Origin of the sequence: Streptomyces sp. NPDC058279 (genome assembly GCF_042881255.1) — a bacterium.
In the GTDB taxonomy this organism is placed as follows: Bacteria; Actinomycetota; Actinomycetes; order Streptomycetales; family Streptomycetaceae; genus Streptomyces.
The window spans coordinates 25,453-50,734 of sequence record NZ_JBHVYA010000009.1 but is presented as its reverse complement, the minus strand read 5'-3'; the positions used below and the strand labels follow the sequence as shown (position 1 = coordinate 50,734).

The window sequence follows — 25,282 nt, the reverse complement described above, 5'->3', positions numbered from 1 at the left end:
CTATAGGGGGTGGGGCCGGGGCCGGGGGCCGGAGTCGGGTTCAGTCGCCGACGGTGCCGTCGATCGCCTCGCGGAGGAAGTCGGCGTGGCCGTTGTGGCGGGCGTACTCGTGGATCATGTGCAGCATCACGAACCTGAGCGAGACCTCCTCCTCCCACTTGGTGACATAGCCCCTGACGTCGAGGGACTCGGCGGCGGCTTCCACGGCGCGGGAGTGCTCGACCTCGGCCTCCCAGGCCGCGAAGGCTTCGGCGCGGGTGGCGGAGGAGGCGTCGTAGGCGGCCTGGAAGTCATGCCGGTCGGACCACACGTGCGGGACGTCGGTGGCACCGATCGTGCGGCGGAACCAATGCCGTTCGACCTCGGCCATGTGCCGCACGAGACCCAACAGGGACAAGGTCGAGGGCGGCGACGCCTGCCGCCGCAGGTCTTCGTCGGAGAGCTCCCGGCACTTTCCGGCGAGGATGGCGCGGTGGTAGTCCAGGTAGCCACGGAGGCTTTCGCGCTCGCCGCCGGTGAGGGGCGGGTCAACGGGTTCTATGACGGGTTTCATGTCGGGTTCCATGTACGGATCTTGCAGGGCGGGGGGTCGGAGGCGGAAGGGGGTTTCGGGGCCGGTGCACCCTTCCTCGGGATCAGGGAGGTGCTGGGGGCTTCCCGACACCGCCCCGCTGCAACCCCGCGCCCAAAACCCCCGCCCCGCCCGCCTTCACCCCTCCCACACGTACGGCACCGTCACCCCCAGCACCTGGAAGCCCAGCCGCTCCAGGATCGGGCGGCTGTCGGCCGACGCGTCCACCTGGAGGTACGGGATGCCGCGTTGCGCCGCGACGCGGGCCCGGTGGGCCACCAAGAGGCGGTAGATGCCCCGGCCGCGCCACTCCGGGGCCGTGCCGCCGCCCCACAAGCCCGCGAACGACGACCCCGCGGGCATCTCCATCCGCGCCGCGCTGACCGGGGTGTCACCCGCCATGGCCAGGACCGCTTCGATCGTGTCAGGCCGCTCCCGCAGCAGGCTGAGGATCTGCTCGCGGATGTGCGGCCGCTCGGTGCCGAAGGCCCGGGCATGGGCCTCCATCATCAGGTCAACCCCTGCTTCGTCCCGTACCACCCGCAGGGTGATGCCCTCCGGCGGTTCCACCGGCAGCGCGGCGAGATCGGCCGTCCGGGCCACCAGCAGGGTCTCGGGCGGCTCCGGCACGAAGCCGGCCGCCCGCAGTCGCTCCCCCAAGTCCGCCGGACGGTCGTAGTCGTACAGCTTCCACTCGAACCCCGCCGGCTGCCCGGCACCAGGGAACTGCCCGGACTGCCCGAAGTGCGCGATCTGCGCCGCGATCTCCGCGTCCGCGTTCTCCTCGTCCAGTTCCGACCAGAGCACGGCGTTCCAACCCAACGGCCCGGGCATCGTCTGCCGAACCACCGCACCCACCCGCTCCACCCGGGCCTCGGCCGAGTCCGGCCGGGCGTCACGGCGCATCTCCGCGTCGTAGAGGGCACGTACCCGCATCACATCGTCACGATCCATCGCTGTTGCCATCCGCTCAGACCACCACCAGGCATCAGCTCCGTACAACTGCATTAGCCTCGCCCCGTGACGGACCACTCGACGACAAGCACCCCCAACCCCGCCCCCGACACCACCGCCACCCCCACCATCTACACCGGCAAGGCCGCCCCCGATGCCGCCGCCGACCGAGGTTGGCTCCTCGGTCACTTCAAGGCCGCCGGCGATCCCCGCCACAGCGAGGACGTGGAGATCAAGTGGGGTGTCCACCCCAAAGGCGACGAGCGGGCACGGTGGGTCACCGGAGAAGAGCGGACCGCGCTCCAGGTGCTCATCAGCGGGCGTTTTCGGCTGGAGTTCCCGGGCCGCACCGTCGTCCTCGCCGAACAGGGTGACTACGTGGTCTGGGGCCGCGGTGTCGACCACTCCTGGTACGCGGAAGAGGACACGGTGGTCCTCACGGTCCGCTGGCCCTCGCTACCCGGCTACCGAGCCGAGGCGTCGGCCGACGCAGCGCCCCCGACCTCCTGACGAGACACCCACCGCCTGTGACGATGCGCACGAACGGGTCCAATGATCATAAAACGCTGCGATCCTCAACGGCGCGGCGGACCATCGGGCCCCGGGCGGCGACGGCCTGCCTCCGTGAAGCCCCGAACTAATCCGAACAGGTCTGAATGGTCCGGATAGGTCCGAACAGATCCACCAAATCACCAAGATCCATCCCCCCAGGGAGCACGTCCGTTGGCAGCAATCGCACGGTGGTGCCTGCGGCACCGCCTGGCCACCGTCCTGATCTGGCTGCTCGCACTCGCCGCGACGGCGCTCGCCGCCGGCGTCGCCGGTTCGGCGTTCTCCAACGACTACGAGGTCCCCGGGACCGAGTCCGGCCGGGCCACCACCCTCCTCCGCGAGGGTTTCCACGACCAGGGCGGCGACGTCGACACCATCGTGTGGCGGGCCCCCGAGCACCAGACGGCCCGCACCCCCGCCGTCGAGCAGCGCATGACGGCGGCGTTGGAAGCGGTGTCCCGCCTCCCCGGCGTCGGATCGGTCGCCGGTCCCTACGGCCACCACCCCGGGCAGGCCCCCCAGATCAGCCCCGACGGGCGCACCGCCTACGCCGTCGTCACCTTCGACCGGCAGTCCGACTCCGTACCCAAGGCCCAGGCCGAGGCGGTCGTGAAGGCGGCCAAGAACCCCGCCACCGAGACGGACGGGCTCCAAGTGGAACTCGGCGGCCGGGCCATCGCCCTGACCGAGGCGCCCGACGCCCACTACGCCGAGGTCGTCGGCGTGGTCATCGCGGCCGTGGTCCTCTTCCTCGCGTTCGGCTCCCTCGCCGCGAGCCTGTTGCCCATCGCCACCGCCCTGGTCGGCGTGGGCACCGCCTATTCCGGGATCGCGCTCCTCGGGCACGCCATGCCCGTCGCCGACTTCGCGCCGATGCTGGGCACCCTCGTGGGGCTCGGAGTGGGCATCGACTACGCCCTGTTCATCGTCACCCGGCACCGCAAGGGCCTGCGCCGAGGCATCCCCGTCGAGGAGGCGGCCGCGCACGCGGTGGCCACCACCGGCAGGGCCGTGGTGTTCGCCGGGGCCACCGTGTGCATCGCGTTGCTCGGCATGCTCGTACTGCGGCTCGACTTCCTCGACGGCGTCGCGATCGCGGCCTCCCTCACCGTGGTCCTCACGGTGGCCGCGTCGGTCACCCTGCTCCCCGCTCTCCTCTCCCTCATCGGCCCGCGCGCCCTCTCACGCCGCGAGCGCCGCAGGCTGGCGGCCGAGGGGCCGCGGCCCGAGGCGCCCGCGGGCTTCGCCGCCCGGTGGTCCGCGTTCGTCGAACGACACCCCAAAGCGCTCGGACTGGTCGCCGCCGCGGTGATGGTGGTGCTGGCGCTGCCCACCGCCTCCCTGCACCTGGGCACCTCCGACCAGGGCAACAACCCGGCCGGCTCCACCACCCGCCGGGCCTACGACCTGTTGGCCGGCAGCCCCTCCCAGCCCCGGGAGCGCGGAGCAGCGCGGGGGCGGACGCCGGCGGAGGGCTTCGGGCCCGGGACGAACGGTCCGCTCACCATCGTCGCCCGACTCGACGGCGCGGCGGACCGGATCGCCGTGGACCGGCTGGCCGAGGCGCTGCGCGCGACCAGAGGAGTGGCCTCCACCGTCCCGCCCGTCTTCAACCGGAGCGGTGACACCGCCGTCCTGACCGTCGTACCGGACTACGCGCCGCAGTCCCGCGCCACCAGCGACCTGGTCGACAGGCTGCGCCGGGACGTCGTCCCGCGTGCCGCGCGCGGCAGCTCGATGGAGGCCCACGTAGGCGGTGCGACCGCCTCCTTCGACGACTTCGCCGAGGTGATCATCCGAAAACTGCCTCTCTTCGTCGGGGTGGTCATCGCCCTCGGGTGTGTGCTCCTGCTGCTGGCCTTCCGGTCCGTCGGGATTCCGGTCAAGGCCGCCGCCATGAACGTCGCCGCCGTGGCCTCCTCCTTCGGTGTCGTCGTCGGCATCTTCCAGTGGGGCTGGGGCAGTGAGCTGCTGGGCCTGGGCCGCGCCGGACCGATCGAGCCGTTCCTGCCCGTGATCATGGTGTCGGTACTGTTCGGGCTCTCCATGGACTACCAGGTCTTCCTGGTGAGCCGGATGTACGAGGAGTGGCTGGAGACCGGCGACAACCGTCGGGCCGTACGCGTGGGACTCGCGGAGACCAGTCGGGTGATCAACTCGGCGGCCGTCATCATGATCTCCGTCTTCCTCGCGTTCGTCCTCAGCGGCGACCGCCTCATCGCGATGTTCGGCATCGCCCTCGCGTCCGCCGTCGCGCTCGACGCCTTCGTCCTGCGCACGCTGCTGGTCCCCGCGCTCATGCACATGCTCGGCGGCGCCAACTGGTGGCTCCCCGCGTGGCTGGACCGTCGATTGCCGCGGATGAGCATCGATCCGCCCGAGCGCCGTGACCGTGCGAGACCTCCCGCGCAGCGGGCCGGTACCGAGACCGCCACGAGCGCGGACGGCTTCGAGCCCGCCACGACATCCCGATGATCCGGCGATCCGGTGATCCGGCGATTGCCGTACGCACCACCGACCCGAAGGGAGCGGCACATCCGCCGCCGGCCGGGGCCGGTTACCGGGGCTGCCCGGCCTCATTGGCCGGGCTTCCAGGAGCGCGGCACGCACCGGGCGGAGTGGTGAGACTCCTCCACCAACCCGCACGAGCCTCGCCCTGGCCGAGCGGCTCGGCATGAGGCGGGAGGGCGCCCTGCGGGAGAGCTACCCGCTCCGGGGTGATCGCCGGGACGGCGAGATCCGGGCGGAGCCGGCGTCGGAGTGGCCGAAACCCGCCGCGCGGTAGCCGAGGCCGACGCCGGCGGCGTCCCTGACCCGGGCCCCACCTGGGCCGATGCGCCGGGGGCTGCTCAGGGACCTCTCAGGAACCTCTCAGAAACGCCGCCTACGGTGCCCCGCATGGAGACCACCAAGACCCCCGCCCCCGCCCCCGCCGATGCCGAGACCCCCGAGGACGTGACGGCGGCCGACACGGCGGCCGACACCTCGGCCGGGGCAGTGGAGGCCGAACCGGCCGACCGGCCCGTCGAACTGACCAAGGACGCCACCGTCGAGGCGGATACCTCCGCCGAGACGGACGAGGTGGAAGAGGCGGACGAGGACGACGAGGACGACGAGACGCACGGGGCGGATGACACCGACGAGCGCGCCGGTGGCGTCGGTTCCGCCGCCACCGCCATCGTCGCCGCCGCGCTGGGCACCGTAGCCCTCAGCGGCAGCTGGGTCTCCCGCGTCGCCGCCGAGCGCGAGAACCTCGCGAACCAGCTCGACCTGAGCGCCACCGCCGACAACAACCAGAAGATCGCCGCGCTCTACAGCGCGCCGTGGCACGCCACCGCCCTGGTCAACGGCGTCCTCGCCACCCTCGCGCTGCTGCTGGCCGTCTTCGTCCTGGCCCGTCCGGCCTTCGGCACGCCCGGCCGCACCCTGCCCACCTGGATCCGGTCCGTCGCCTGGGCGGCCGTCGCCCTCGGCGTCCTGGGCATCCTGCTCTTCGGGCTCATGTACTTCGACGTGCTCCTCCCCATCCCGACGGCCCCCGCCCAGCCCGCCTAGGCCGCCGCCTTACGCGCACGGGCGCCGCCTTACGCGCACGGGCACCGCCTTACCTCCCCCTCGCCCGCCGCGCTCCACCCGCAGCCGCGTCAGGCGCCTACGGCCCCCGGCCTAAGGCGCCCGGACCGGGTAGATGAGGCATGCGCCCGATGTGGCGGTACCCCCTGGGACGCGAATCTTGGATCACACCGAACGAGGTGCCCGAGAAACGCAACCAGGGAGTACGAGATGTTCGCCTACGAGCTCGCCACCGCCCGCCACGCCGACCTGGTCCGCCGGGCCGACCGGTACCGGCTGGTCCGGGAGGCCAAGAACGCGCGCCGCGCCGCGTCCGCGCGGAGCCAGGAACCCGAAGGGGTAACGGTGAGGGCGCTACGCAGCCGTTTCACCCGGGCGGCCTGACCGCCCCGCCACGCGGCCCCAGTGACGCGTGATGAGAAGCGCACCGATAACGAGTGCCGCGGGGCAGGGCCCCTGTGCGATGCTCGACGCCGTGGAGACCAGATCCGTCAGCCCGGTGTTCGTCGGCCGAGCCGACGAACTGGCCGTACTCGTCGATGCTTTGACGCGCGCCGCCGAACAGGAGCCGCAAGCCCTCCTCATCGGGGGAGAGGCGGGGGTCGGCAAGACCCGGCTCACCGAGGAGTTCCTGGAGGTCGCCGACCGCCGGGGCGCCGTGGTGGCCGTCGGAGGCTGCGTGGAGATCGGGGCGGAGGGGTTGCCCTTCGCCCCCTTCTCGACGGCCCTGCGCAGCCTGCACCGTCGCCTCCCCGACGAGCTGGCCGCCGCGGCCGCCGGCCAGGAGGACGAACTGGCCCGCATCCTCCCCGAACTCGGCGACACCCCCCGGGGGCCGCACGACGAGGAGAGCACCGCCCGGCTCTTCGAGCTCACGGCCCGGATGCTGGAGCGGCTCGCCGCGGACCGCACCATCGTGCTCGTCCTGGAGGACCTGCACTGGGCCGACGCCTCCACCCGGCACCTCCTCGCCTACCTCTTCCGGACGCTGGGCAGCGGCCGTCTCGTCGTCGTCGCCACCTACCGTGCGGACGACGTCCACCGCCGTCACCCGCTGCGACCCCTCCTCGCCGAACTGGACCGCCTCCGTACCGTCCGGCGGATCGAGCTTCCCCGCTTCAACCGGGCGGAGGTACGCCGTCAGCTCGCCGGCATCCTCGCGGCCCAGCCCGAAGAGGGCTTCGTCGACTCCGTCTTCGAACGCTCCGACGGCAACGCCTTCTTCGTCGAGGAGCTCGTCGCCTCCAAGGCGAGCGGCTGCCGCACCGGCCTCACCGAGTCGCTGCGCGACCTGCTGCTGGTACGGGTCGAGGTGCTGCCCGAGGCGGCCCAGCGCGTGGTGCGGCTCGTCGCCGAGGGCGGCTCCACCGTCGAGTACCCGCTGCTGAGGGCCGTCGCCGGACTCACCGAGGACGAACTGATCGAGGCCCTTCGGGCGGCGGTCGGAGCCAACATCCTCCTCGCCACCGCGGACGGGGACGGCTACCGCTTCCGCCACTCGCTGGTGCGCGAGGCCGTCAGCGACGACCTGCTGCCAGGCGAGCGGGCCCGCGTCAACCGCCGCTACGCGGAGGCCATGGAAGGCGACGACTCGCTGGTCCGCGCCGAGGAGCGGGTCATCCGGACGGCCACCTACTGGTACTACGCCAACGACCCGGCGAAGGCGCTCCCCGCCGTGCTCGCCGCCTCGGTGGCCGCCCGGCGCCGGCACGCCTACTCCGAGCAGCTACGGCTGCTGGAGCGCGCCCTGGACCTGTGGGACAGCGCCCCCGCCGAAGTCCGCGAGGCGCTGCGCCCGGTGGACTACACCGACGTGTACCCGCCGTGCGGCTGTGACCCGGCCACCACCCCGCTCGTCCGCCTCGACCTGTTGGCGGAGGCGACCGTCGCGGCACGTTTTGGCGGTGAACGCGAACGCGCCCTCAAGACGACCAAGTTGGCGCTGAGATTCCTCGAAGAGGACCCGGACCCCTTGCGGGCCGCCTGGTTCTGGACCGAGCGCTCCTCCTTGATCGCCGGCCTCGGCCGGGGCGACGGGTGGGAGGAACTCGCCAAGGCGCAGGAACTCGTCCAAGGGCTGCCCCCGTCGCACGTGCACGCGCAGGTGCTGGTGCGGGCCGCCGGGTGGGGCATGCTCCACAACCCCGGCCCGGGCAACCTGGAGGCCGCGGAACGGGCCGTCGAGTACGCGCACATGGTCGACGCCGAGGAGATCGAGCTGAACGCCCGGATCACGATGGGTTCGCTGCTCGCCGACTCGGGGGAGCGCGAGCGCGGTCTGGCGGTGATGCACGAGGTCAAGGAACGGGCCACCGCCCTCGGTCATGTGATGTTGGCGGGCCGGGCCCACATCAACCTCAGCTCCCAGTTGGAGAGCCTGGGCAAGTCCCGGGAGGCCGTGGAAGTGGCCGAGCAGGGCGTCGAACGCGTCGGCAAGGCCCGGCTCCTGGACATCCAGGCATGGATCTGGGGAAACATGGCCGAGAGCCTTTACAGCCTCGGCCGCTGGGACGAGGCCGCCGAAGCGGCCAAGCGGACGCTGCGGGTCGGCCAGAGCGCGGCCCCGCGCGGCTCCGGCGCCGCCCGCCTCGCCTACCTCGCGCTGGCGCGCGGAGAGCTGAGCGAGACGGCGGCGCAGCTCGCCGCCGCCCACGCCCACTTCGGAACGCACGACACCCAGCCCCAGCACCGGATACCGCTCTACCGCCTCGCGGTCGGGCTGGCCGCCGGAGAGGGCCGGATCGCCGACGTCCGCGCGGAGGTCGCCGCCGCGATCGCCGCCGGCTTCCCGCTGGGCCACCACCGCTACGCCTGGCCGCTGCTCCTCGCCGCGGCCACCGCGGAAGCCGACGCCCGCGGGCTCCCGGTCGCCGACGCCGGCCGCGACGCCGCCGTGGCCGCCCTGCGCGACGCCGCCCGGGACCTGGCCACCCCCGTCCCGGTGTGGGCCGCGCACGCCGAATACCTCCGGGCCGAGCTGCGCCGGGCCGAGGGCCGCGACACCGTCCGAGACTGGACCGCGGTCGTCGAGGCGATCGCCCCGCTGGAGCGCCCCTACCTGCTCGCCCGCGCCCGCCACCGGCTGGCCGAGACCCTGCTGGCGGCCGGCTGCGCCCGCGACCGGGCCGCGGCCCTGCTCCGCGACGCGTACGCCACCGCCGACCGGCTCGGCGCCCGCCGGCTGCGCGAGGACCTGGGCCTGCTGGCGCAGCGGGCCCGGCTCCCCCTCACCGACGACGAGCCGACCCGGCGGCCGGTCGCGCCGGAGGAGGACGCGGTCCAGGCACTCGGCCTGACCAGCCGCGAGCGGGAGGTGCTCCGCCTGGTCGCGACGGGCAGCACCAACCGGCAGATCGCGGAGGAGCTGTTCATCTCCCCGAAGACGGCGAGCGTGCACGTCTCCAACATCCTGGCCAAGCTGGGCGTCTCCGGCCGCGGCGAGGCCGCGGCCCTCGCGCACCGGCTCCGGCTGTTCGGCCCGGTCGTCCACGTGCCCGCCCGGGCGGCACACGGCCGGTGAAGGCACCGCGCCCGCGGGCCCCGGCGCCCCTCCGGCCTCGGCGGAGCCGCGCCCACCGCGCGCGACCACCGTGCCTAACGCCTAACGCCTACCGCCTCCTGTCTCCCGCCGGGGTCTGCCGGTCACCGCACTGTCAGGGTCAGAATCCTGTCGTCACCGGCGCTCGGCGACCCGCGGCCGTCCGTCTCGCTCGTGACCAGCAGCAACCTGTCCCCGCCGAGGGCCACCACCGTCCGCAGCCGGCCGTAGGTGCCCTGGAGGAACGCTTCGGGCTGTGCCACCGGGGTCGCCCCCGACAGGGGGATGCGCCACAGCCGCTCGCCCTTCAGACCCGCCATCCAGATCGAGCCCTGCGCCCACGCGATCCCGCTCGGCGAGTCCTCGTCCGTCTTCCACACCGCCACCGGGTCCCGCAGGCCGGGCTTGCCCGCCTTCCCCTCGGCCTCGGGCCAGCCGTAGTTCCCGCCCGGCTCGATGAGATTGAGCTCGTCCCAGGTGTGCTGGCCGAACTCGGACGCCCACAGCCGTTTGTCCTTGTCCCAGGCCAGACCCTGCACGTTGCGATGGCCGTAGGAGTAGACGACGGAATCGGGATCCGGATTGCCGTGCACCGGCTGCCCGTCCGGGGTCATCCGGAGGATCTTGCCGCCGAGCGACTTCTTGTCCTGCGCCAGCCCCGTCTCGCCCGTCTCCCCCGTCCCGGCGTAGAGCATCTTGTCCGGGCCGAAGGCGATCCGGCCGCCGTTGTGTATCACCCCCTTGGGGATGCCCCGCAGGATGGTGTCGGGAGCCCCCAACTGCTGCCCCGAGGGCCGATCGGCGTCGTAGCGCATCCGGGCGATGCGGTTGTCCGACTCGGTGGTGAAGTAGGCGTACACCAGATGGTCCGAGGCGAAGGCGGGGGACAGGGCCAAGCCGAGCAGTCCGCCCTCGCCGCCGGGGGCCACTCCCGACACCTTGCCGATCTGCGTCACCGTGCCCGTGCCCACATCCACCCTGCTGATGGTGCCCTTGTCCCGCGAGGCCACCAGCAGGTCGCCCTCCGGCAACGGCGCCACGCCCCACGGTGACTCCAGGCCCTTGGCGACCTCGCCCGTGACGGTCACCGATCCCTTGGCGGGAGGCGCCGAAGTGTCCGGCGAGCCGGACGGCCCGCCCGAGGCGGCCGTGGCCCTCACGGAGGCCGCCGCGTCCGGTGGTGAGGTGCCCGGCCGCGGGGACGCGCCGCCCGGCGGTGCGCATCCCGCCGCCAGCAAGGCCCCACATCCCGCCAGGGCGAGAGCCGCCAGCGCTCCTCGGGGCCGGGCGCGCGGGCCCTCGTACGACATCTGTGCTTCCCGTTCCTGCCGCTGCCTCTGCGCCTGCCCCTGCGCCCGGCCCCGCCTCGCGCCCGCCGGTCCCTGTCCGTATCGCATCGCCCTGCTCCCCTCGGTCCTCCGACTGTGCCCATCCACCTGACTCAACCGCCACGGCCCTACCCGAAGTTCCACCGCTCGTACACCCGATCGAGTGGATGTGCGAGCGGTCCGGGCAGCAGACCCGAGAGCAGCCAGTGACCCGAGCAGACCCCGGAGCGGGCGCGGTCAGTCCCAGGCCCCCACCGCCGCCGGCAGCCCCGCTATCTCCGCCAGGTCGGCGGCCGTCAGCCGGACCTCCGCCGCCCGCGCGTTCTCCGCCGCCCAGTGCGCACGGTCCGCGCCCGGCACCGGCACCACGTGCGGCCCCTGCGCCAGCACCCACGCCAGCGCCACCTGCGCCGCGGTCACCTCCGGCCCGTGCCGCAGGGCCACCCGCCGCAGCCCCGCCACCAGTACCTGGTTCGAGGCCATCGCCTCCGCCGTGAACCTGGGGTGCCGGGCCCGCACGTCCTCCGGCTCGAAGCCCGCCCCCGGCCGCAGCGTCCCCGTCAGGAACCCGCTGCCCAGCGGCATGGCCGCCAGCAACCCCACCCCCCGCGCCGCGCACCACGGCAACAGCTGCCAGGCCGCCTCCGGGGACCACACCGACAGCTCCGCCTGCACCGCGCTCACCGGGAACACCTGCTGCGCCCGCTCCAGGTGCCGCACCGTCGACCGGTACCCGCGGTCCGTGCTCCGCCCCGCCCCCGGACCGGCGGCCGCCCCCAGCGCGCAGAAGCCGAGCGCCCGCACCTTCCCCGCGCCCACCAGCTCCGCCATGGCTCCCCACGTCTCCTCCACCGGGACGTCCGGATCCACCCGGTGCAGTTGGTAGAGGTCTATGACCTCGGTCCGCAGCCGCCGCAGAGACGCGTCGCAGGCCCGCCGCACGTACCCGGGTCGCCCGTCGGCCACCACGTGTTGCTCGCCCGCCCGCAACCCCACCTTGGCGGAGACGAAGGCGTCGGAGCGCCGCTCCCGCAGCACGCGCCCGAGCACGAGCTCATTGGTGTACGGCCCGTACACATCGGCCGTGTCCAGCAGGTTCGCGCCCAGGTCCAGCGCCGTGTGCAGGGTGCGCAGCGACTCTTCGCCCCGGCGGTGCGAGGGCGCGTACCCCCAGCTCATCGGCATGCAGCCGAGTCCGATGGCGCCCACCGTCAGCGATCCCGCCCCGATCGACCTGCGCTCCACCCCTGAGTCCCCCTCCCGGTCCGGCCCTCAAACTAACGGCTTGATCGTCTCGCCTTCGCATAGCCTCGTGATCATGACTGCAACGACCGGGGACGTGTGGCTCCCCTTCCCCGCCGACGAGGTCGACGGCCTCCCCGACCGCTTCCGCTACCGCCTCTGGGACGGCGAGGAGCGGTTCCCGGCGGACCCGAAGGCATGCGTCTTCTACGTGACCCCGTACATGAAGTCCTCGGCGGTGACCCTGCGCCCGCTGGCCGCCATGCCGGCGATCCGGGTCGTCCAGACCCTGACGGCCGGCATCGACCACGTCCTGCCCGGCCTCGACGCCCTGCCGGCGGGCGTACGGCTGTGCAACGCGCGCGGCGTCCACGAGGCGAGCACCGCCGAACTGGCCCTCACCCTGATCCTCGCCTCCCTGCGCGGCATCCCCGGCATGGTCCGCGGCCAGGACCGCGAGGAGTGGCGCTCCGGCTTCTACGAGGCGCTCGCCGACAAGTCCGTCCTGATCGTCGGCTACGGATCGATCGGCGCGGCCGTCGAGGACCGGCTGGAGCCGTTCGAATGCCGGCGGATCACGCGCGTCGCCCGGTCGGCGCGCTCCGTGGCGCGCGGTCCGGTCCACGCCCTGGCGGAGCTGCCGCGGCTGCTGGCGGACGCGGACGTGGTGGTCCTCGCCACGCCGCTGACGGAGGAGAGCCGGGGCCTGGCGGGGGCCGGCTTCCTCGGCCGCATGAAGGACGGCGCCCTGCTGGTGAACGTCGCCCGCGGGCCCGTCGTCGACACCGGGGCGCTGCTGGCGGAGCTGCGGTCGGGGCGGCTGCGGGCGGCGCTCGACGTCACCGACCCGGAACCGCTGCCCGCCGGACATCCGCTGTGGCACGCGCCGAACCTTCTGATCACCCCTCATGTGGGCGGTAGCAGCAGCGCGTTCGAGCCACGGGCGAAGCGCCTCGTCGCCCGCCAGCTCACCCGGTTCGCCGCCGGTGAACCCGTGGAGAACACGGTGTTGATCACGGAGTGAGGGCAGGATGGTCACCATGCGCATTCGGATGAGTGCGGGCGGTGTCGTTCGTCTCCTCGCCAGTTACTGTGCGTAGAGATGCTATGTCCCTGAGTGACGAAAGTGGTGTATCGTCCGGAAGAAGGGGCTGCGCCACGAACGTCTGGCGCTGGGGAGTGATCGGACCATTTGGGGGGCGACGGGCGATGCACGGCCAATGGACGAAGGATCCGGTGCGGCACAGCCGCCGGAAGCGACGATGGGGTGCCCCCGAACCAGCCGGCGAGGGGGACCGGTGAGCGCCCCCGGGACGGCGCTCCTGACCCGGCCGCCGGGTCGCGGCGGGGGCAGGAGCCTGGCGATGCAACTGCTCCTCGCCGCCGTGTGCGCCGGGTACGCCGTCGGTTCGGCCCTCGGCTGGGGAACCAAGTTCACCGCCGACTTCATGGGCGACTTCGGCCTCAGCGGGGCCGCGTTGCTCGCCGCCGTCTCCTGCTACGGCTACGCGCGCACCATCGATCCGCGCGAGCGTCCCGCCTGGCTGCTGTTCGCCTTCTCCTCCCTCATGGGAGCCTGCGGGAACGCCATCTGGGGCTGGTACGAGGTCGTCCTCGGCGCCGAGGTGCCCAAGCACTCGCTCGCCGACTTCGCCTTCCTGTGCTTCGCGCCGCCCGCGATCGTGGGCCTGCTCGTGCTCGCCAAACGCCCCGTCACCCGCGCCGGATGGGTCTGCCTCGGGCTGGACTCCTGGCTCATCGGCGGCTCCCTGCTGACCCTGTCCTGGAGCCTGGCCCTCGCGAACGCGGCGCGGAGCGCCCAGTCCGGGACCCCCAGCAGCGTGCTGAGCGCCGCGCTCACCCTCGCCTACCCGATCCTGGACATCGCGCTCGTCTCGATAGTCCTGGTCCTGCACTTCCGGCGCTCCGAGACCAATCGGTCCGCCGTCAACACCGCCATCGCGGCGCTGGCCCTGACCGTGCTCAGCGACGCCCTGTTCACCTCGCCGCTGCTCAGCGCCGAATACAAGTCCGGTCAGTTGTTGGACGCCGGCTGGTTCGCCGGCTCGCTGCTCCTGGCCTACGCCCCCTGGGGCGCCCGGCGCGGCATCCCGGGCCCCGCCGTCCCCCGGCACCCCCGGGAGGACCGCCCGGTCAGTCGGCCCATCACCGGATCGCTGACCGCTCTCACCCCGTACCTCGCGGCCGCCGTGTGCACGCTGGGCATCCTGTACAACGTCGTGGACGGCCGGAAGGTCGACCGCGTGGTCGTCTTCACCGGGTGCACCGTCGTCCTCGCCCTCGTCATCCGCCAGGGCATCATGTTGCTCGACAACATCGCGCTCACCCAGGAACTGGCCCAGAAGGAGAACCACTTCCGCTCCCTGGTCCAGGGGTCGAGCGACGTGATCATGATCGCCGCCCCGACGGGGACCCTGCGCTACGTCAGCCCCGCCGCCGCCGGGGTCTACGGCCGCGAGGCGGAGGAGCTCGTCGGCAGCGAACTGGCCACCTTGATCCACCCCGATGACCTGGGCCGTGTGGTGCACGAGGTACGCCGCTTCCTCGCCGCGCCCCCCACCGAGGAACCGACCACCCGCATCGAGTGCCGGTTCAAGTCGGGCGGCGGCGAGTGGCTGAACGTCGAGTCCACCGTCAACCGCCACCAGGGCGGCCTGATCCTCAACAGTCGGGACGTCACCGAGCGGGTCCGCCTCCAGGCCCAGCTCCAGCACAGCGCCGAGCACGACGCCCTGACCGACCTGCCCAATCGGGCCCTGTTCACCCGCCGCGTCCGCCAGGCGCTCACCGGCCGCCGGGCCGGCGACCACAGCACCGCCGTGCTCTTCATCGACCTCGACGGCTTCAAGGCGGTCAACGACACCATCGGGCACCAGGCCGGTGACGAGCTGCTCGTCGAGGCCGCGCGCCGGCTCCAGGACTCCGTCCGGGCCGGGGACACGGCGGCCCGCCTCGGCGGGGACGAGTTCGCCGCATTGATCCTGGGCGACGGCAACCGCGACCGCAGCGCCCGTGAGTACCAGGTGCGCGAGATCGCCGACCGGCTGCGGACCACCCTCTCCCAGCCCTACCGGATCTCTGGGAACGAGGTCCGCGTCGCCGCCAGCATCGGGGTGGCCTTCGCGGACCCCGGCATCACCCCTTCGGACCTGATGCGCAACGCGGACCTGGCCATGTACCGGGCCAAAGCCGGCGGCAAGGACCGCGTCGAGCTGTACGCGCCGCAGATGCAGGCCGAGGTCGTACGCAAGGCGGAACTGGCGGGCCGGCTGCGCACCGCGCTCCACGAGGGCGAGTTCGCGCTGCTGCACCAGCCCGTGGTGTCGCTGGCCACCGGGGAGGTCACCGCGGTGGCCGCGCAGGCCCGCTGGCGTTCCGCCCAGGGCATCCTGTTCACCCCGGCCGAGTTCCTGCGCGCCGCCGAATCCGGGGAGGGCGGGCCGGCCGCCCCACCGCGCGCCGCCGAGCTGGGTCGCCGGCTGCTGGAGGAGGCGGTGGAGCAGGCCGCGGAGCGGCACCGGGTCGGGCACGACGTGCCGGTGGCCGTCCGGATGACCGCCGAGCGGCTCCTGGAGCTGGGAGTGCCGCGGGCCGCGGCCGGGGGAGCCGCGCCGCCGGCTTCGGTGGAGGCCCTGCTGACCCGGCACGGGCTGCCTTCCGGGGCGCTGGTGATCGAACTCGCGGACAACGACCCCAGAGTCCCCTTCGACGAGCTGGAGCGGCGCCTGGCGGCCTTGCGCAGGCTCGGCGTCCTGATCGCGCTCGACGGCTTCGGCAGCGGCTACGCGGCCATCAGCGCCCTGCGCCGGCTCCCGGTCGACATGCTCAAGCTGGACCGGGGCCTGGTCGAGGGAGTCGTCGAGTCCGCCCGCCTCCACAAGATCACCGCAGGGCTCTTGCGCATCGCAAACGACCTCGGCATGCAGTCCGTGGCAGACGGCGTGGATCTGCCCGAGCAGGTCATGGCGCTGCGCTCGATGGGGTGCACCCACGGCCAGGGAATGGCCTTCTCCGGGCCGCTCGACGAATACAGGCTGCGGCGCGCGCTCGTGCGCGGTACGTTCCCAGTACCGGGGGCATTGGCCCAGCCCGCCTTGGCCGGTGGCTCGCCCAGTGGCTCGATGGTCACCCGTAGGGGCTCACATAATGAGACGCCCGTCCCACCTACTTGACATCGACCTCCCGACGGAGGGAGGGTCAATGCCATGCGCACCCGAATTCTCGTACTTGGAAAGCGCGTCGGCTGAAGCTGGGGTCAGTACGTCCCCGCTCCACAACGCCCGACGCGCTCCCCTCGCTTGCCTCCCGGCACGAGGGGTTTTTTGTTGCACTGGCACACGCCCCGGACACGGTCCGGGGGATCCCCGCTCCTCGTAAAACCCTCAGCTTCGAGAAGAGAATGCCGATGACCGACCAGGCCACCGGGGCCCACCATCCGCAGCCGCGGCCCCGTACGGGCGGACAGCAGTCCGCCGCAGTTGAGCACGTCACGGGTGCGCAGTCCCTCATCCGCTCTCTCGAAGAGGTGGGGTGCGACACCGTCTTCGGCATCCCGGGCGGCGCCATCCTCCCCGCTTACGACCCGATGATGGACAGCAAGAAGGTCCGTCACATCCTGGTCCGCCACGAGCAGGGGGCCGGCCACGCCGCCACCGGCTACGCCCAGGCGACCGGCAAGGTCGGCGTCTGCATGGCCACCTCCGGCCCCGGCGCCACCAACCTGGTCACCCCGATCGCCGACGCCCACATGGACTCGGTCCCGCTGGTCGCGATCACCGGCCAGGTCTCCTCCAAGGCGATCGGCACCGACGCCTTCCAGGAGGCGGACATCGTCGGCATCACCATGCCGATCACCAAGCACAACTTCCTGGTCACCAAGGCCGAGGACATCCCGCGGACGATCTCCGAGGCGTTCCACATCGCCTCCACCGGCCGCCCCGGCCCGGTCCTGGTCGACATCGCCAAGGACGCGCTCCAGGCGAAGACCACCTTCTCCTGGCCGCCCACCCACGACCTCCCCGGTTACCGGCCGGTCACCAAGCCGCACGCCAAGCAGATCCGCGAGGCCGCCAAGCTCATCTGTCAGGCCAAGCGTCCGGTCCTGTACGTCGGCGGCGGCGTCATGAAGTCCGGCGCGACCGCCGAACTGAAGGTTCTCGCCGAGCTGACCGGCGTCCCGGTCGCCACCACGCTGATGGCGCTCGGTTCGTTCCCGGACAGCCACCCCCTGCACGTCGGCATGCCCGGCATGCACGGCTCGGTCACCGGCGTCACCGCGCTGCAGAAGTCGGACCTGCTGATCGCCCTCGGCACCCGCTTCGACGACCGCGTCACCGGCAAGCTGGACAGCTTCGCCCCCTTCGCGAAGGTCATCCACGCGGACATCGACCCGGCGGAGATCGGCAAGAACCGCGAGGTGGACGTCCCGATCGTCGGCGACGCCCGCGAGGTCATCGCCGACCTGATCCAGGCCGTCCAGGCCGAGCACACCGAAGGCAACGCCGGCGACTACAGCGCCTGGTGGAAGGACCTCAACCGCTGGCGCGAGACGTACCCGCTGGGCTACGACCTGCCGGCGGACGGCATGCTCTCGCCGCAGCAGGTCATCCAGCGCATCGGCGAACTCGCCCCCGAACACACCGTCTACGCGGCCGGCGTCGGCCAGCACCAGATGTGGGCCTCGCACTTCGTCAACTACGAAGAGCCCCGGACCTGGCTGAACTCCGGCGGCGCCGGAACCATGGGCTACGCGGTCCCGGCCGCGATGGGCGCCAAGGTCGGCATGCCCGAGCGCACGGTCTGGGCGATCGACGGCGACGGCTGCTTCCAGATGACCAACCAGGAACTGGTCACCTGCGCGCTGAACAACATCCCGATCAAGGTCGCGATCATCAACAACGGCGCGCTGGGCATGGTCCGCCAGTGGCAGACCCTGTTCTACAACCAGCGGTACTCCAACACCGTCCTGCACGCGGACGAGACCGGCCACGACACCGTCGGCTCCCAGCTCGGCGAGTCCATCGCCCCCCGCAAGGGCACCCGCGTCCCGGACTTCGTCAAGCTGTCCGAGGCCATGGGCTGCGTCGCCCTGCGCTGCGAGGACCCGGCCGACCTGGACCGCGTCATCGCCGAGGCCAACGCGATCAACGACCGTACGGTGGTCGTCGACTTCATCGTCCACGAGGACGCCATGGTGTGGCCGATGGTCGCCGCCGGCACCTCCAACGACGAGGTCATGGCAGCCCGGGGCGTCCGTCCCGACTTCGGCGACAACGAAGACGACTGAGCCGAGAGAGCCTGAGAGAGAGAACGCCTCACATGTCCAAGCACACGCTCTCCGTCCTGGTCGAGAACACGCCCGGCATCCTCGCCCGGATCGCCGCGCTGTTCTCCCGCCGCGGGTTCAACATCGACTCCCTCGCGGTCGGCGTCACCGAGCACCCCGACATCTCGCGCATCACCATCGTCGTGAACGTCGAGGACCTCCCGCTGGAGCAGGTGACCAAGCAGCTCAACAAGCTGGTCAACGTGCTCAAGATCGTCGAGCTGGAGCCGCACAACGCCATCGAGCGCGAACTCGTTCTGGTGAAGGTCCGCGCCGACAACGAGACCCGCTCCCAGATCGTCGAGATCGTCCAGCTGTTCCGTGCCAAGACGGTCGACGTCTCCCCGGAGGCCGTCACCATCGAGGCCACCGGCGGCAGCGACAAGCTCGGTGCCATGCTGAAGATGCTGGAACCCTTCGGCATCAAGGAACTCGTGCAGTCCGGCACGATCGCCATAGGGCGTGGCGGCCGGTCCATCACCGACCGCAGCCTGCGCGCGCTCGACCGCAGCGCCTGACCGACCTCAGCGCGCTCGACCGCAGCGCCTGACCGACCGCCCCGCGCGGCGGCTCCCGCCACGACTCGCCGGTGACCCGGGGACGACACGCGAGCCGCCCGCATGGCGAGACCGACAAACTCACATTCCGTTCCCCGCCGTACGGTGGGAGCAACACCAGCGCACCAAGGAGATATCCCAGTGGCCGAGCTGTTCTACGAGAACGACGCCGACCTGTCCATCATCGCGGGCCGCAAGGTCGCGGTCATCGGCTACGGCAGCCAGGGCCACGCCCACGCGCTGTCGCTGCGCGACTCCGGCGTCCCTGTCGTGGTCGGTCTGAAGGAAGGCTCCAAGTCCAAGGCCAAGGCCGAGGAGCAGGGCCTCAAGGTCCTCCCGGTGGCCGAGGCGGCCGAGTGGGCCGACGTCATCATGATCCTGACCCCGGACCCGCTCCAGGCCGAGATCTACGAGGAGTCCGTCAAGGACCACCTCAAGGACGGCGACGCGCTCTTCTTCGGCCACGGGTTCAACGTCCGCTACGGCTTCATCAAGCCCCCGGCCAACGTGGACGTCGCGCTCGTCGCCCCGAAGGGCCCGGGCCACCTGGTCCGCCGCCAGTACGAGGAAGGCCGCGGCGTGCCCTGCATCGCCGCCGTCGAGCAGGACTACACCGGCAACGCCTTCGCGCTCGCGCTCTCGTACGCGGCCGGTATCGGCGGCACCCGCGCCGGCGTCATCAAGACGACCTTCACCGAGGAGACCGAGACCGACCTGTTCGGTGAGCAGGCCGTCCTCTGCGGTGGCGCGTCCGCGCTGGTCAAGGCCGGTTTCGAGACCCTGACCGAGGCCGGCTACCAGCCGGAGATCGCGTACTTCGAGTGCCTGCACGAGCTCAAGCTCATCGTGGACCTCATGTACGAGGGCGGCCTGGAGAAGATGCGCTGGTCGGTCTCCGAGACCGCCGAGTGGGGCGACTACATCACCGGCCCCCGCATCATCACCGACGCCACCAAGGCCGAGATGAAGAAGGTCCTCGCGGAGATCCAGAGCGGCGAGTTCGCCAACACCTGGATGGCCGAGTACAAGGCCGGTCTGCCGAAGTACAACGAGTACAAGAAGGCCGACGAGGCGCACCTGCTGGAGACCACCGGCAAGAAGCTGCGCAAGCTGATGAGCTGGGTCGACAACGACGAGAGCTGATCTCGTGAGGCGGCGGGGCCGGGACCGTGTCCCGGCCCCGCCGCGCACCACCGGCCGGATCGGATTCGGCCGGATCGGCCCCCTGCGAAACCGCCGATTGTCCACCCCGGCCAATCACGGACGGGTGATCTCTCCGTACAGGCGGAGTCCCGGCCCGGAACCGCTACTACACTGCTCAACACAACGCGTCAGGCCCACAGTGTCGTGCGTCTTCCACGCGGCTAACCCCTCCACCGCCTGCGGCCGTCGGGACGGCCGTCCGCACCGGACTTGTTCCGCACTGGACTTGTGAGGACCCACGTGAGCTCGAAACCTGTCGTACTCATCGCCGAAGAGCTGTCGCCCGCCACCGTGGACGCGCTCGGCCCGGACTTCGAGATCCGGCACGTCAACGGAGCCGACCGCGCGGAGCTGCTCCCCGCGATCGTCGACGTCGACGCGATCCTGGTGCGCTCCGCGACCAAGGTCGACGCCGAGGCGATCGCCGTCGCGAAGAAGCTCAAGGTCGTCGCCCGCGCCGGTGTCGGCCTGGACAACGTCGATGTCTCCGCCGCCACCAAGGCCGGCGTGATGGTCGTGAACGCCCCGACCTCCAACATCGTCACCGCCGCCGAGCTGGCCTGCGGCCTGCTCGTCGCCACCGCCCGCAACATCCCGCAGGCCAACACCGCGCTCAAGAACGGTGAATGGAAGCGGAACAAGTACACCGGCGTCGAGCTGAGCGAGAAGACCCTCGGTGTCGTCGGCCTCGGCCGCATCGGCGTCCTGGTGGCCCAGCGCATGTCGGCCTTCGGCATGAAGGTCGTCGCGTACGACCCCTACGTGCAGCCCGCGCGCGCCGCCCAGATGGGCGTGAAGATGCTGACGCTGGACGAGCTGCTGGAGGCCGCCGACTTCATCACCGTGCACCTGCCCAAGACCCCCGAGACCCTCGGTCTCATCGGGGACGAGGCCCTGCACAAGGTGAAGCCGTCGGTCCGCATCGTCAACGCCGCCCGCGGCGGGATCGTCGACGAGGCCGCGCTGTACTCGGCGATCAAGGAAGGTCGCGTCGCCGGCGCCGGCCTCGACGTGTACGCGAAGGAACCCTGCACGGATTCCCCGCTGTTCGAGCTCGACCAGGTCGTCTGCACCCCGCACCTCGGCGCGTCCACGGACGAGGCCCAGGAGAAGGCCGGCATCGCCGTCGCCAAGTCGGTGCGCCTCGCCCTCGCCGGTGAGCTCGTGCCCGACGCGGTCAACGTCCAGGGTGGCGTCATCGCCGAGGACGTGCGCCCCGGGCTGCCGCTCGCCGAGAAGCTCGGCCGCATCTTCACCGCCCTCGCGGGCGAGGTCGCGGTCCGCCTCGATGTCGAGGTCTGCGGCGAGATCACCCAGCACGACGTCAAGGTGCTGGAACTCTCCGCCCTCAAGGGTGTGTTCGAGGACGTCGTCGACGAGACGGTCTCCTACGTCAACGCCCCGCTGTTCGCGCAGGAGCGCGGTGTCGAGGTCCGCCTGACCACCAGCTCCGAGTCGCCCGACCACCGCAACGTGGTGACCGTGCGCGGCACCCTGTCGGACGGTCAGGAAGTCTCGGTCTCCGGCACGCTCGCGGGCCCGAAGCACCTCCAGAAGATCGTCGGCATCGGCGAGTACGACGTGGACCTCGCGCTCGCCGACCAGATGGTCGTCCTGCGCTACTCCGACCGCCCCGGTGTCGTCGGCACCGTCGGCCGCATCCTCGGCGAGGCCGGCCTGAACATCGCCGGCATGCAGGTCGCCCGCGCGGAGGAGGGCGGCGAGGCGCTCGGCGTCCTCACGGTCGACGCCGAGGTCCCGGTCAACGTCCTCGCGGACATCGCCTCCGAGATCGGCGCCGTGTCGGCGCGCACGGTCAGCCTGACCTGATCGTCGCGAAGGCTCGGACACGCACGGCGGAAGGGCCCGGGGAACTCCCCGGGCCCTTCCGCTTTTCCGGTCGTACGAGGCTCAGTGCACGAGGGCTTCGGGAGCCTCGGCCGGCTCCGCCGCGAGCGGGGCGGCAGCCGTGATGCCGCGCAGCGAGACGACCGCGAGTACCGCCGCCGCGAGCAGCAGTGCCGTCCCGCCCCAGGCCGCGTACCGCATCCCGTGCACGAAGGCGTCCCGGGCCAGTGTCAGGACCTGGCCGCCCGCCTCGCCGCCGAGCCGCTGGGCCACCGCGACCGCGCCGCCCAGGGTCTCCCGTACGGCGGGGTCGGCGCCGGCCAGGTCGCCTCGGTAGACGGCGGTGCCGAGGCTGCCGAGGAGCGCCATCCCGAGGGCCCCGCCGAACTCCTGGCCCGTCTCCAGCAAGGAGGCCGCCGAACCGGCCTTCTCGGCGGGGGCCGAGCCGAGCGCCATGTCGGAGACGAGGGACATCACCGTCACGATGCCGGAGGCGAGGACGCCGGCCGCGACCAGCAGCAGCCACAGGGAGTCGGTGTCGACCAGCCCCATCAGGGCGAACCCCGCGGCGGCGAGGACGAACCCGCCGGCGATGACGTAGGCCCGGTCGATCTTCTGGGCGATGGCCGCGCCGACGGGGGCGGCGGCGCCGATGGCCAGCGAGGGGGCGAGGCTCCACAGGGCCGCTTCGAGGGTGCCCATGCCCAGGACGGACTGGAGGTACTGGGTGGTGAAGTAGGCCGAACCCATCATGGCGAAGGCGGCGACGGTGTTGAGGCCGATGCCGGCCCCGAAGCCGCGGCCCTGGAAGAGCGCCCGGCTGATCATCGCGTCCTCCCGGGTGCGTTGGCGGCGCAGGAAGACGTAGCCGAAGACCAGGCCGACGGCCACGCAGCCGAGGTAGAGCGGCTCGAAGCCCTCGGCGGCGATCTCCTTGAGGCCGTAGACCAGCGGCAGGACGGCGGCCGTCGACAGCGGGACGCTCGGCAGGTCGAAGCGGCCGGGGGCCGGGTCCTTGAACTCCGGGACCAGCACGGGGACCAGGAGCAGCAGGAGCAGCATCGCGGGGACGTTGATCAGGAAGACGGAACCCCACCAGAAGTGGTTCAGCATCAGACCGCTCATGACGGACCCCAGAGCGATGCCGCCGGTCATGGCGCCGGACCAGATCGCGATGGCCCGGCCGCGTTGCTTGGCGTCCTGGAAGAGGTTGCGGACGAGCGCCAGCGTGGACGGCATCAGGGTCGCGCCGCCGATGCCTAGCAGGACGCGGGCGGCGATGAGCATCTCGGGGCCGGTGGCGTAGGCGGCTCCGACGGAGGCGAGGCCGAAGGCCGTCGCGCCCATCAGCAGCAGCTTGCGGCGGCCGATCCGGTCGCCCAGCGACCCCATCGTGATGAGCAGTCCCGAGAGGGCGAAGGCGTAGCTGTCGAAGATCCACAGCTGCTGCGTCGCGCTCGGGTCCAGCTGCCGGGTGATGGCGGGGATGGCGAAGTACAGGACGGAGACGTCCATCGAGACCAGGAGCAGCGGCAGCACGAGGACGGTGAAGGCGATCCATTCACGGCGGCCGGCGAGGCGGGCTGGAGCAGCGGGGTTCGTCATGAGGAGGAATGTACAGACGTCATAAACGCTTGTCTAGTACGCTTGTGTGGAACGTCTGTCAGAGACGGGGGTATAGGACAATTGTCTTGTTATGCTGTGGCCATGGGACATCGTGAAGATCTGCTCGTGGGTGCCAAGAAGTGCCTGATGGAGAAGGGCTTCGTGCGGACCACGGCGCGCGACATCGTCAACGCCTCGGGCACCAACCTGGCCTCCATCGGCTACCACTACGGCTCCAAGGACGCGCTGCTGACCCAGGCGTACATCGAGCTCATCCAGGAGTGGGGCGACACCTGGACGGCCGACCGGGTCGGTGAGGACGGCTCGCTGGAACGGTTCCGCTCGGTGTGGCAGGGCGTCGTGGCCGGGCACGAGCAGACCGGCCCGCTGTGGGCGGCGAGCATGGAGGTCGCACTGGGCGGCGAACGGCTGCCCCAGCTTCGTCAACTCCTCGCCGCCTCGCAGGGGGAGGGCCGCAAGGGCCTGATCGCGCTGATGACCGGCCGGCCCGAGGAGGAGCTGACGGACCGGGACGTACGCACGCTGGGCTCCTTCTACCAGGCGCTCCTGAACGGCCTGATGATCCAGTGGCTCTTCGACCCCGAATCCGCGGCCACCGCCGAGGAGTTCACCGAGGGCATGCGCATGGCGGCCGAGGGCGTCTTCCGGGCGTCGGGAGGACAACCGAAGAGCGACGCGTAGGGATGGTCTTGGCGCCCGGGGAAAATCGTGCGGCCCCGGTCCTGCCGTATGCCTATCGTCGCTGGTCACCCCATAAGGAGGCCAACGTGACGGGCTGGACCACCACCCCTGTCGGACCCCACATGCTGCGCGGCGCGCTCGAACTGGAACGCACGGCCCACGGCTTGCTCCCCCACCGGCTGCCCGCCCGGGCCCGACGACAGTGCCCCGATCCCTACCTCGCGATGGTCGAGTCCCAGCCCGCGGGCGTCCGGCTCGTGTTCCGCACCCGCGCCACCGCCGTGGAACTGGACGTCCTGCCCACGAAGGTGGTCTACCGGGGCGCCCCCACAACGCCGGACGGCCTCTACGAGCTGGTCGTCGACGGACTCGTGACGGCCCGGACGGTTGCCGCCGGCGGCAACGTGCGCACCATCGACATGACGACCGGGGCCGCCGTGACCGAGCCCGGCCCGGTCGCCACCGTCCGGTTCGCCGGGCTGGCCGAGGGCGAGAAGGACATCGAGATCTGGCTGCCGCAGGCCGAGGTGACCGAGCTGGTGGCGCTGCGCACCGACGCCCCCGTCACGGCGGCGGCCGACCGCGACCGCCGGGTGTGGCTGCACCACGGCAGTTCGATCAGCCACGGTTCGCGGGATTCCGGCCCCACGGGCACCTGGCCGGCGGTGGCGGCGCGCGCGGGTGGCGTGGAGCTGATCAACCTCGGGTTCGGCGGCAACGCGCTGCTCGACCCCTTCACCGCCCGCGCCATGCGGGACGTCCCCGCCGACCTGATCAGCGTCAAGATCGGCATCAACCTGGTCAACACCGACCTGATGCGGCTGCGCGCCTTCGGCCCGGCGGTCCACGGCTTCCTCGACACCCTGCGCGAGGGGCATCCGAGCGCGCCGTTGCTGGTCGTCTCCCCGATCCTGTGCCCGATCCAGGAGGACACGCCCGGGCCCCTCGCGCCGGAGTTCGACGGCGGGACGCTGCGGTTCCGCGCGACGGGCGACCCGGCGGAACGGGCGGCCGGGAAGCTGACGTTGGCCGTCATCAGGGAGGAGCTGGCAAGGATCACCGCGTCGCGCGCGACCGAGGACCCGCACCTGTACTACCTGGACGGCCGCGAGCTCTACGGGGAGCCCGACCTGGCCGGATCGCCGCTGCCGGACGGGCTGCACCCCAACGCCGCCGGTCACCGCCGGATCGGGGAGAGGTTCGCGGAGCGGGCCTTCGGTGCGGGCGGGCCGTTCGCGGCGAAGGGCGCCTGAGCGGGCGGGC

General features: G+C 71.9%; 18 protein-coding genes. 13 read left to right on the top strand and 5 right to left on the bottom strand.

Annotation, left to right across the window (positions count from 1 at the left end):
- Positions 1–40: 40 nt before the first annotated feature.
- Positions 41–565 (bottom strand): DinB family protein, encoded by a 525-nt coding sequence (locus ACFVXJ_RS18750; RefSeq protein ID WP_389662934.1) that lies wholly within the window; start codon positions 563–565, stop codon positions 41–43.
- Between the two features lie 144 nt (positions 566–709).
- Complete coding sequence (locus ACFVXJ_RS18745) at positions 710–1,525, bottom strand: GNAT family N-acetyltransferase (RefSeq protein ID WP_389662932.1); 816 nt, start codon at positions 1,523–1,525, stop codon at positions 710–712.
- Positions 1,526–1,654: 129 nt separating this feature from the next.
- Between ACFVXJ_RS18745 and ACFVXJ_RS18740 the strand changes: the two genes are divergently transcribed.
- The 5 genes from ACFVXJ_RS18740 (at position 1,655) to ACFVXJ_RS18720 (ending at position 9,170) form a co-directional block, all read left to right on the top strand.
- Positions 1,655–2,035, top strand: a complete 381-nt coding sequence (locus tag ACFVXJ_RS18740) for a signal peptidase I (protein WP_389663241.1) — start codon at positions 1,655–1,657, stop codon at positions 2,033–2,035.
- A gap of 213 nt (positions 2,036–2,248) precedes the next feature.
- Positions 2,249–4,552, top strand: a complete 2,304-nt coding sequence (locus ACFVXJ_RS18735; protein WP_389662931.1) for an MMPL family transporter — start codon at positions 2,249–2,251, stop codon at positions 4,550–4,552.
- Positions 4,553–4,975: 423 nt separating this feature from the next.
- On the top strand, positions 4,976–5,632 hold the full coding sequence (locus ACFVXJ_RS18730) for a hypothetical protein (RefSeq protein ID WP_389662929.1): 657 nt from the start codon (positions 4,976–4,978) through the stop codon (positions 5,630–5,632).
- Positions 5,633–5,860: 228 nt separating this feature from the next.
- The gene (locus ACFVXJ_RS18725) at positions 5,861–6,034 is read left to right on the top strand and encodes a hypothetical protein (RefSeq protein WP_389662927.1); all 174 of its coding nucleotides are present in this window, start codon (positions 5,861–5,863) and stop codon (positions 6,032–6,034) included.
- 79 nt (positions 6,035–6,113) lie between these two features.
- Complete coding sequence (locus ACFVXJ_RS18720) at positions 6,114–9,170, top strand: AAA family ATPase (protein WP_389662925.1); 3,057 nt, start codon at positions 6,114–6,116, stop codon at positions 9,168–9,170.
- Between the two features lie 122 nt (positions 9,171–9,292).
- On the opposite strand, the gene ACFVXJ_RS18715 is transcribed toward ACFVXJ_RS18720, so the two are convergent.
- Together ACFVXJ_RS18715 and ACFVXJ_RS18710 are read right to left on the bottom strand one after the other, a co-directional pair.
- Positions 9,293–10,498: a PQQ-dependent sugar dehydrogenase gene (locus ACFVXJ_RS18715; RefSeq protein WP_389663239.1), complete on the bottom strand. Its 1,206-nt coding sequence runs from the start codon at positions 10,496–10,498 to the stop codon at positions 9,293–9,295.
- Between the two features lie 255 nt (positions 10,499–10,753).
- Positions 10,754–11,761, bottom strand: coding sequence for an aldo/keto reductase (locus tag ACFVXJ_RS18710; RefSeq protein WP_389662923.1), 1,008 nt, complete (start codon positions 11,759–11,761; stop codon positions 10,754–10,756).
- 73 nt (positions 11,762–11,834) lie between these two features.
- On the opposite strand from ACFVXJ_RS18710, the gene ACFVXJ_RS18705 reads away from it, so the two are divergent.
- From ACFVXJ_RS18705 to serA, 6 genes are all read left to right on the top strand, one after another.
- Complete coding sequence (locus ACFVXJ_RS18705) at positions 11,835–12,782, top strand: 2-hydroxyacid dehydrogenase (protein ID WP_389662922.1); 948 nt, start codon at positions 11,835–11,837, stop codon at positions 12,780–12,782.
- A gap of 274 nt (positions 12,783–13,056) precedes the next feature.
- On the top strand, positions 13,057–15,951 hold the full coding sequence (locus ACFVXJ_RS18700) for a putative bifunctional diguanylate cyclase/phosphodiesterase (protein ID WP_389662920.1): 2,895 nt from the start codon (positions 13,057–13,059) through the stop codon (positions 15,949–15,951).
- A 227-nt stretch (positions 15,952–16,178) separates the two neighbouring features.
- Entirely contained in the window at positions 16,179–18,065 is a 1,887-nt protein-coding gene (locus ACFVXJ_RS18695; protein ID WP_389662919.1) for an acetolactate synthase large subunit, read from the top strand.
- A 32-nt stretch (positions 18,066–18,097) separates the two neighbouring features.
- Positions 18,098–18,622: an acetolactate synthase small subunit gene (gene ilvN, locus ACFVXJ_RS18690; RefSeq protein ID WP_030027475.1), complete on the top strand. Its 525-nt coding sequence runs from the start codon at positions 18,098–18,100 to the stop codon at positions 18,620–18,622.
- A gap of 180 nt (positions 18,623–18,802) precedes the next feature.
- Complete coding sequence (gene ilvC, locus ACFVXJ_RS18685; RefSeq protein ID WP_136214557.1) at positions 18,803–19,804, top strand: ketol-acid reductoisomerase; 1,002 nt, start codon at positions 18,803–18,805, stop codon at positions 19,802–19,804.
- Between the two features lie 300 nt (positions 19,805–20,104).
- A complete protein-coding gene (serA, locus tag ACFVXJ_RS18680; protein ID WP_389662916.1) occupies positions 20,105–21,694 on the top strand; it encodes a phosphoglycerate dehydrogenase in 1,590 nt (529 codons plus the stop codon).
- A gap of 81 nt (positions 21,695–21,775) precedes the next feature.
- Here serA and ACFVXJ_RS18675 read toward each other — a convergent pair whose 3' ends face one another.
- A complete protein-coding gene (locus ACFVXJ_RS18675) occupies positions 21,776–23,317 on the bottom strand; it encodes an MFS transporter (protein ID WP_389662914.1) in 1,542 nt (513 codons plus the stop codon).
- 102 nt (positions 23,318–23,419) lie between these two features.
- On the opposite strand from ACFVXJ_RS18675, the gene ACFVXJ_RS18670 reads away from it, so the two are divergent.
- Both ACFVXJ_RS18670 and ACFVXJ_RS18665 read left to right on the top strand, forming a co-directional pair.
- Positions 23,420–24,019, top strand: a complete 600-nt coding sequence (locus tag ACFVXJ_RS18670; RefSeq protein ID WP_389662912.1) for a TetR/AcrR family transcriptional regulator — start codon at positions 23,420–23,422, stop codon at positions 24,017–24,019.
- A gap of 122 nt (positions 24,020–24,141) precedes the next feature.
- Positions 24,142–25,272, top strand: coding sequence for a GDSL-type esterase/lipase family protein (locus ACFVXJ_RS18665; protein WP_389663238.1), 1,131 nt, complete (start codon positions 24,142–24,144; stop codon positions 25,270–25,272).
- Positions 25,273–25,282 lie beyond the last annotated feature (10 nt).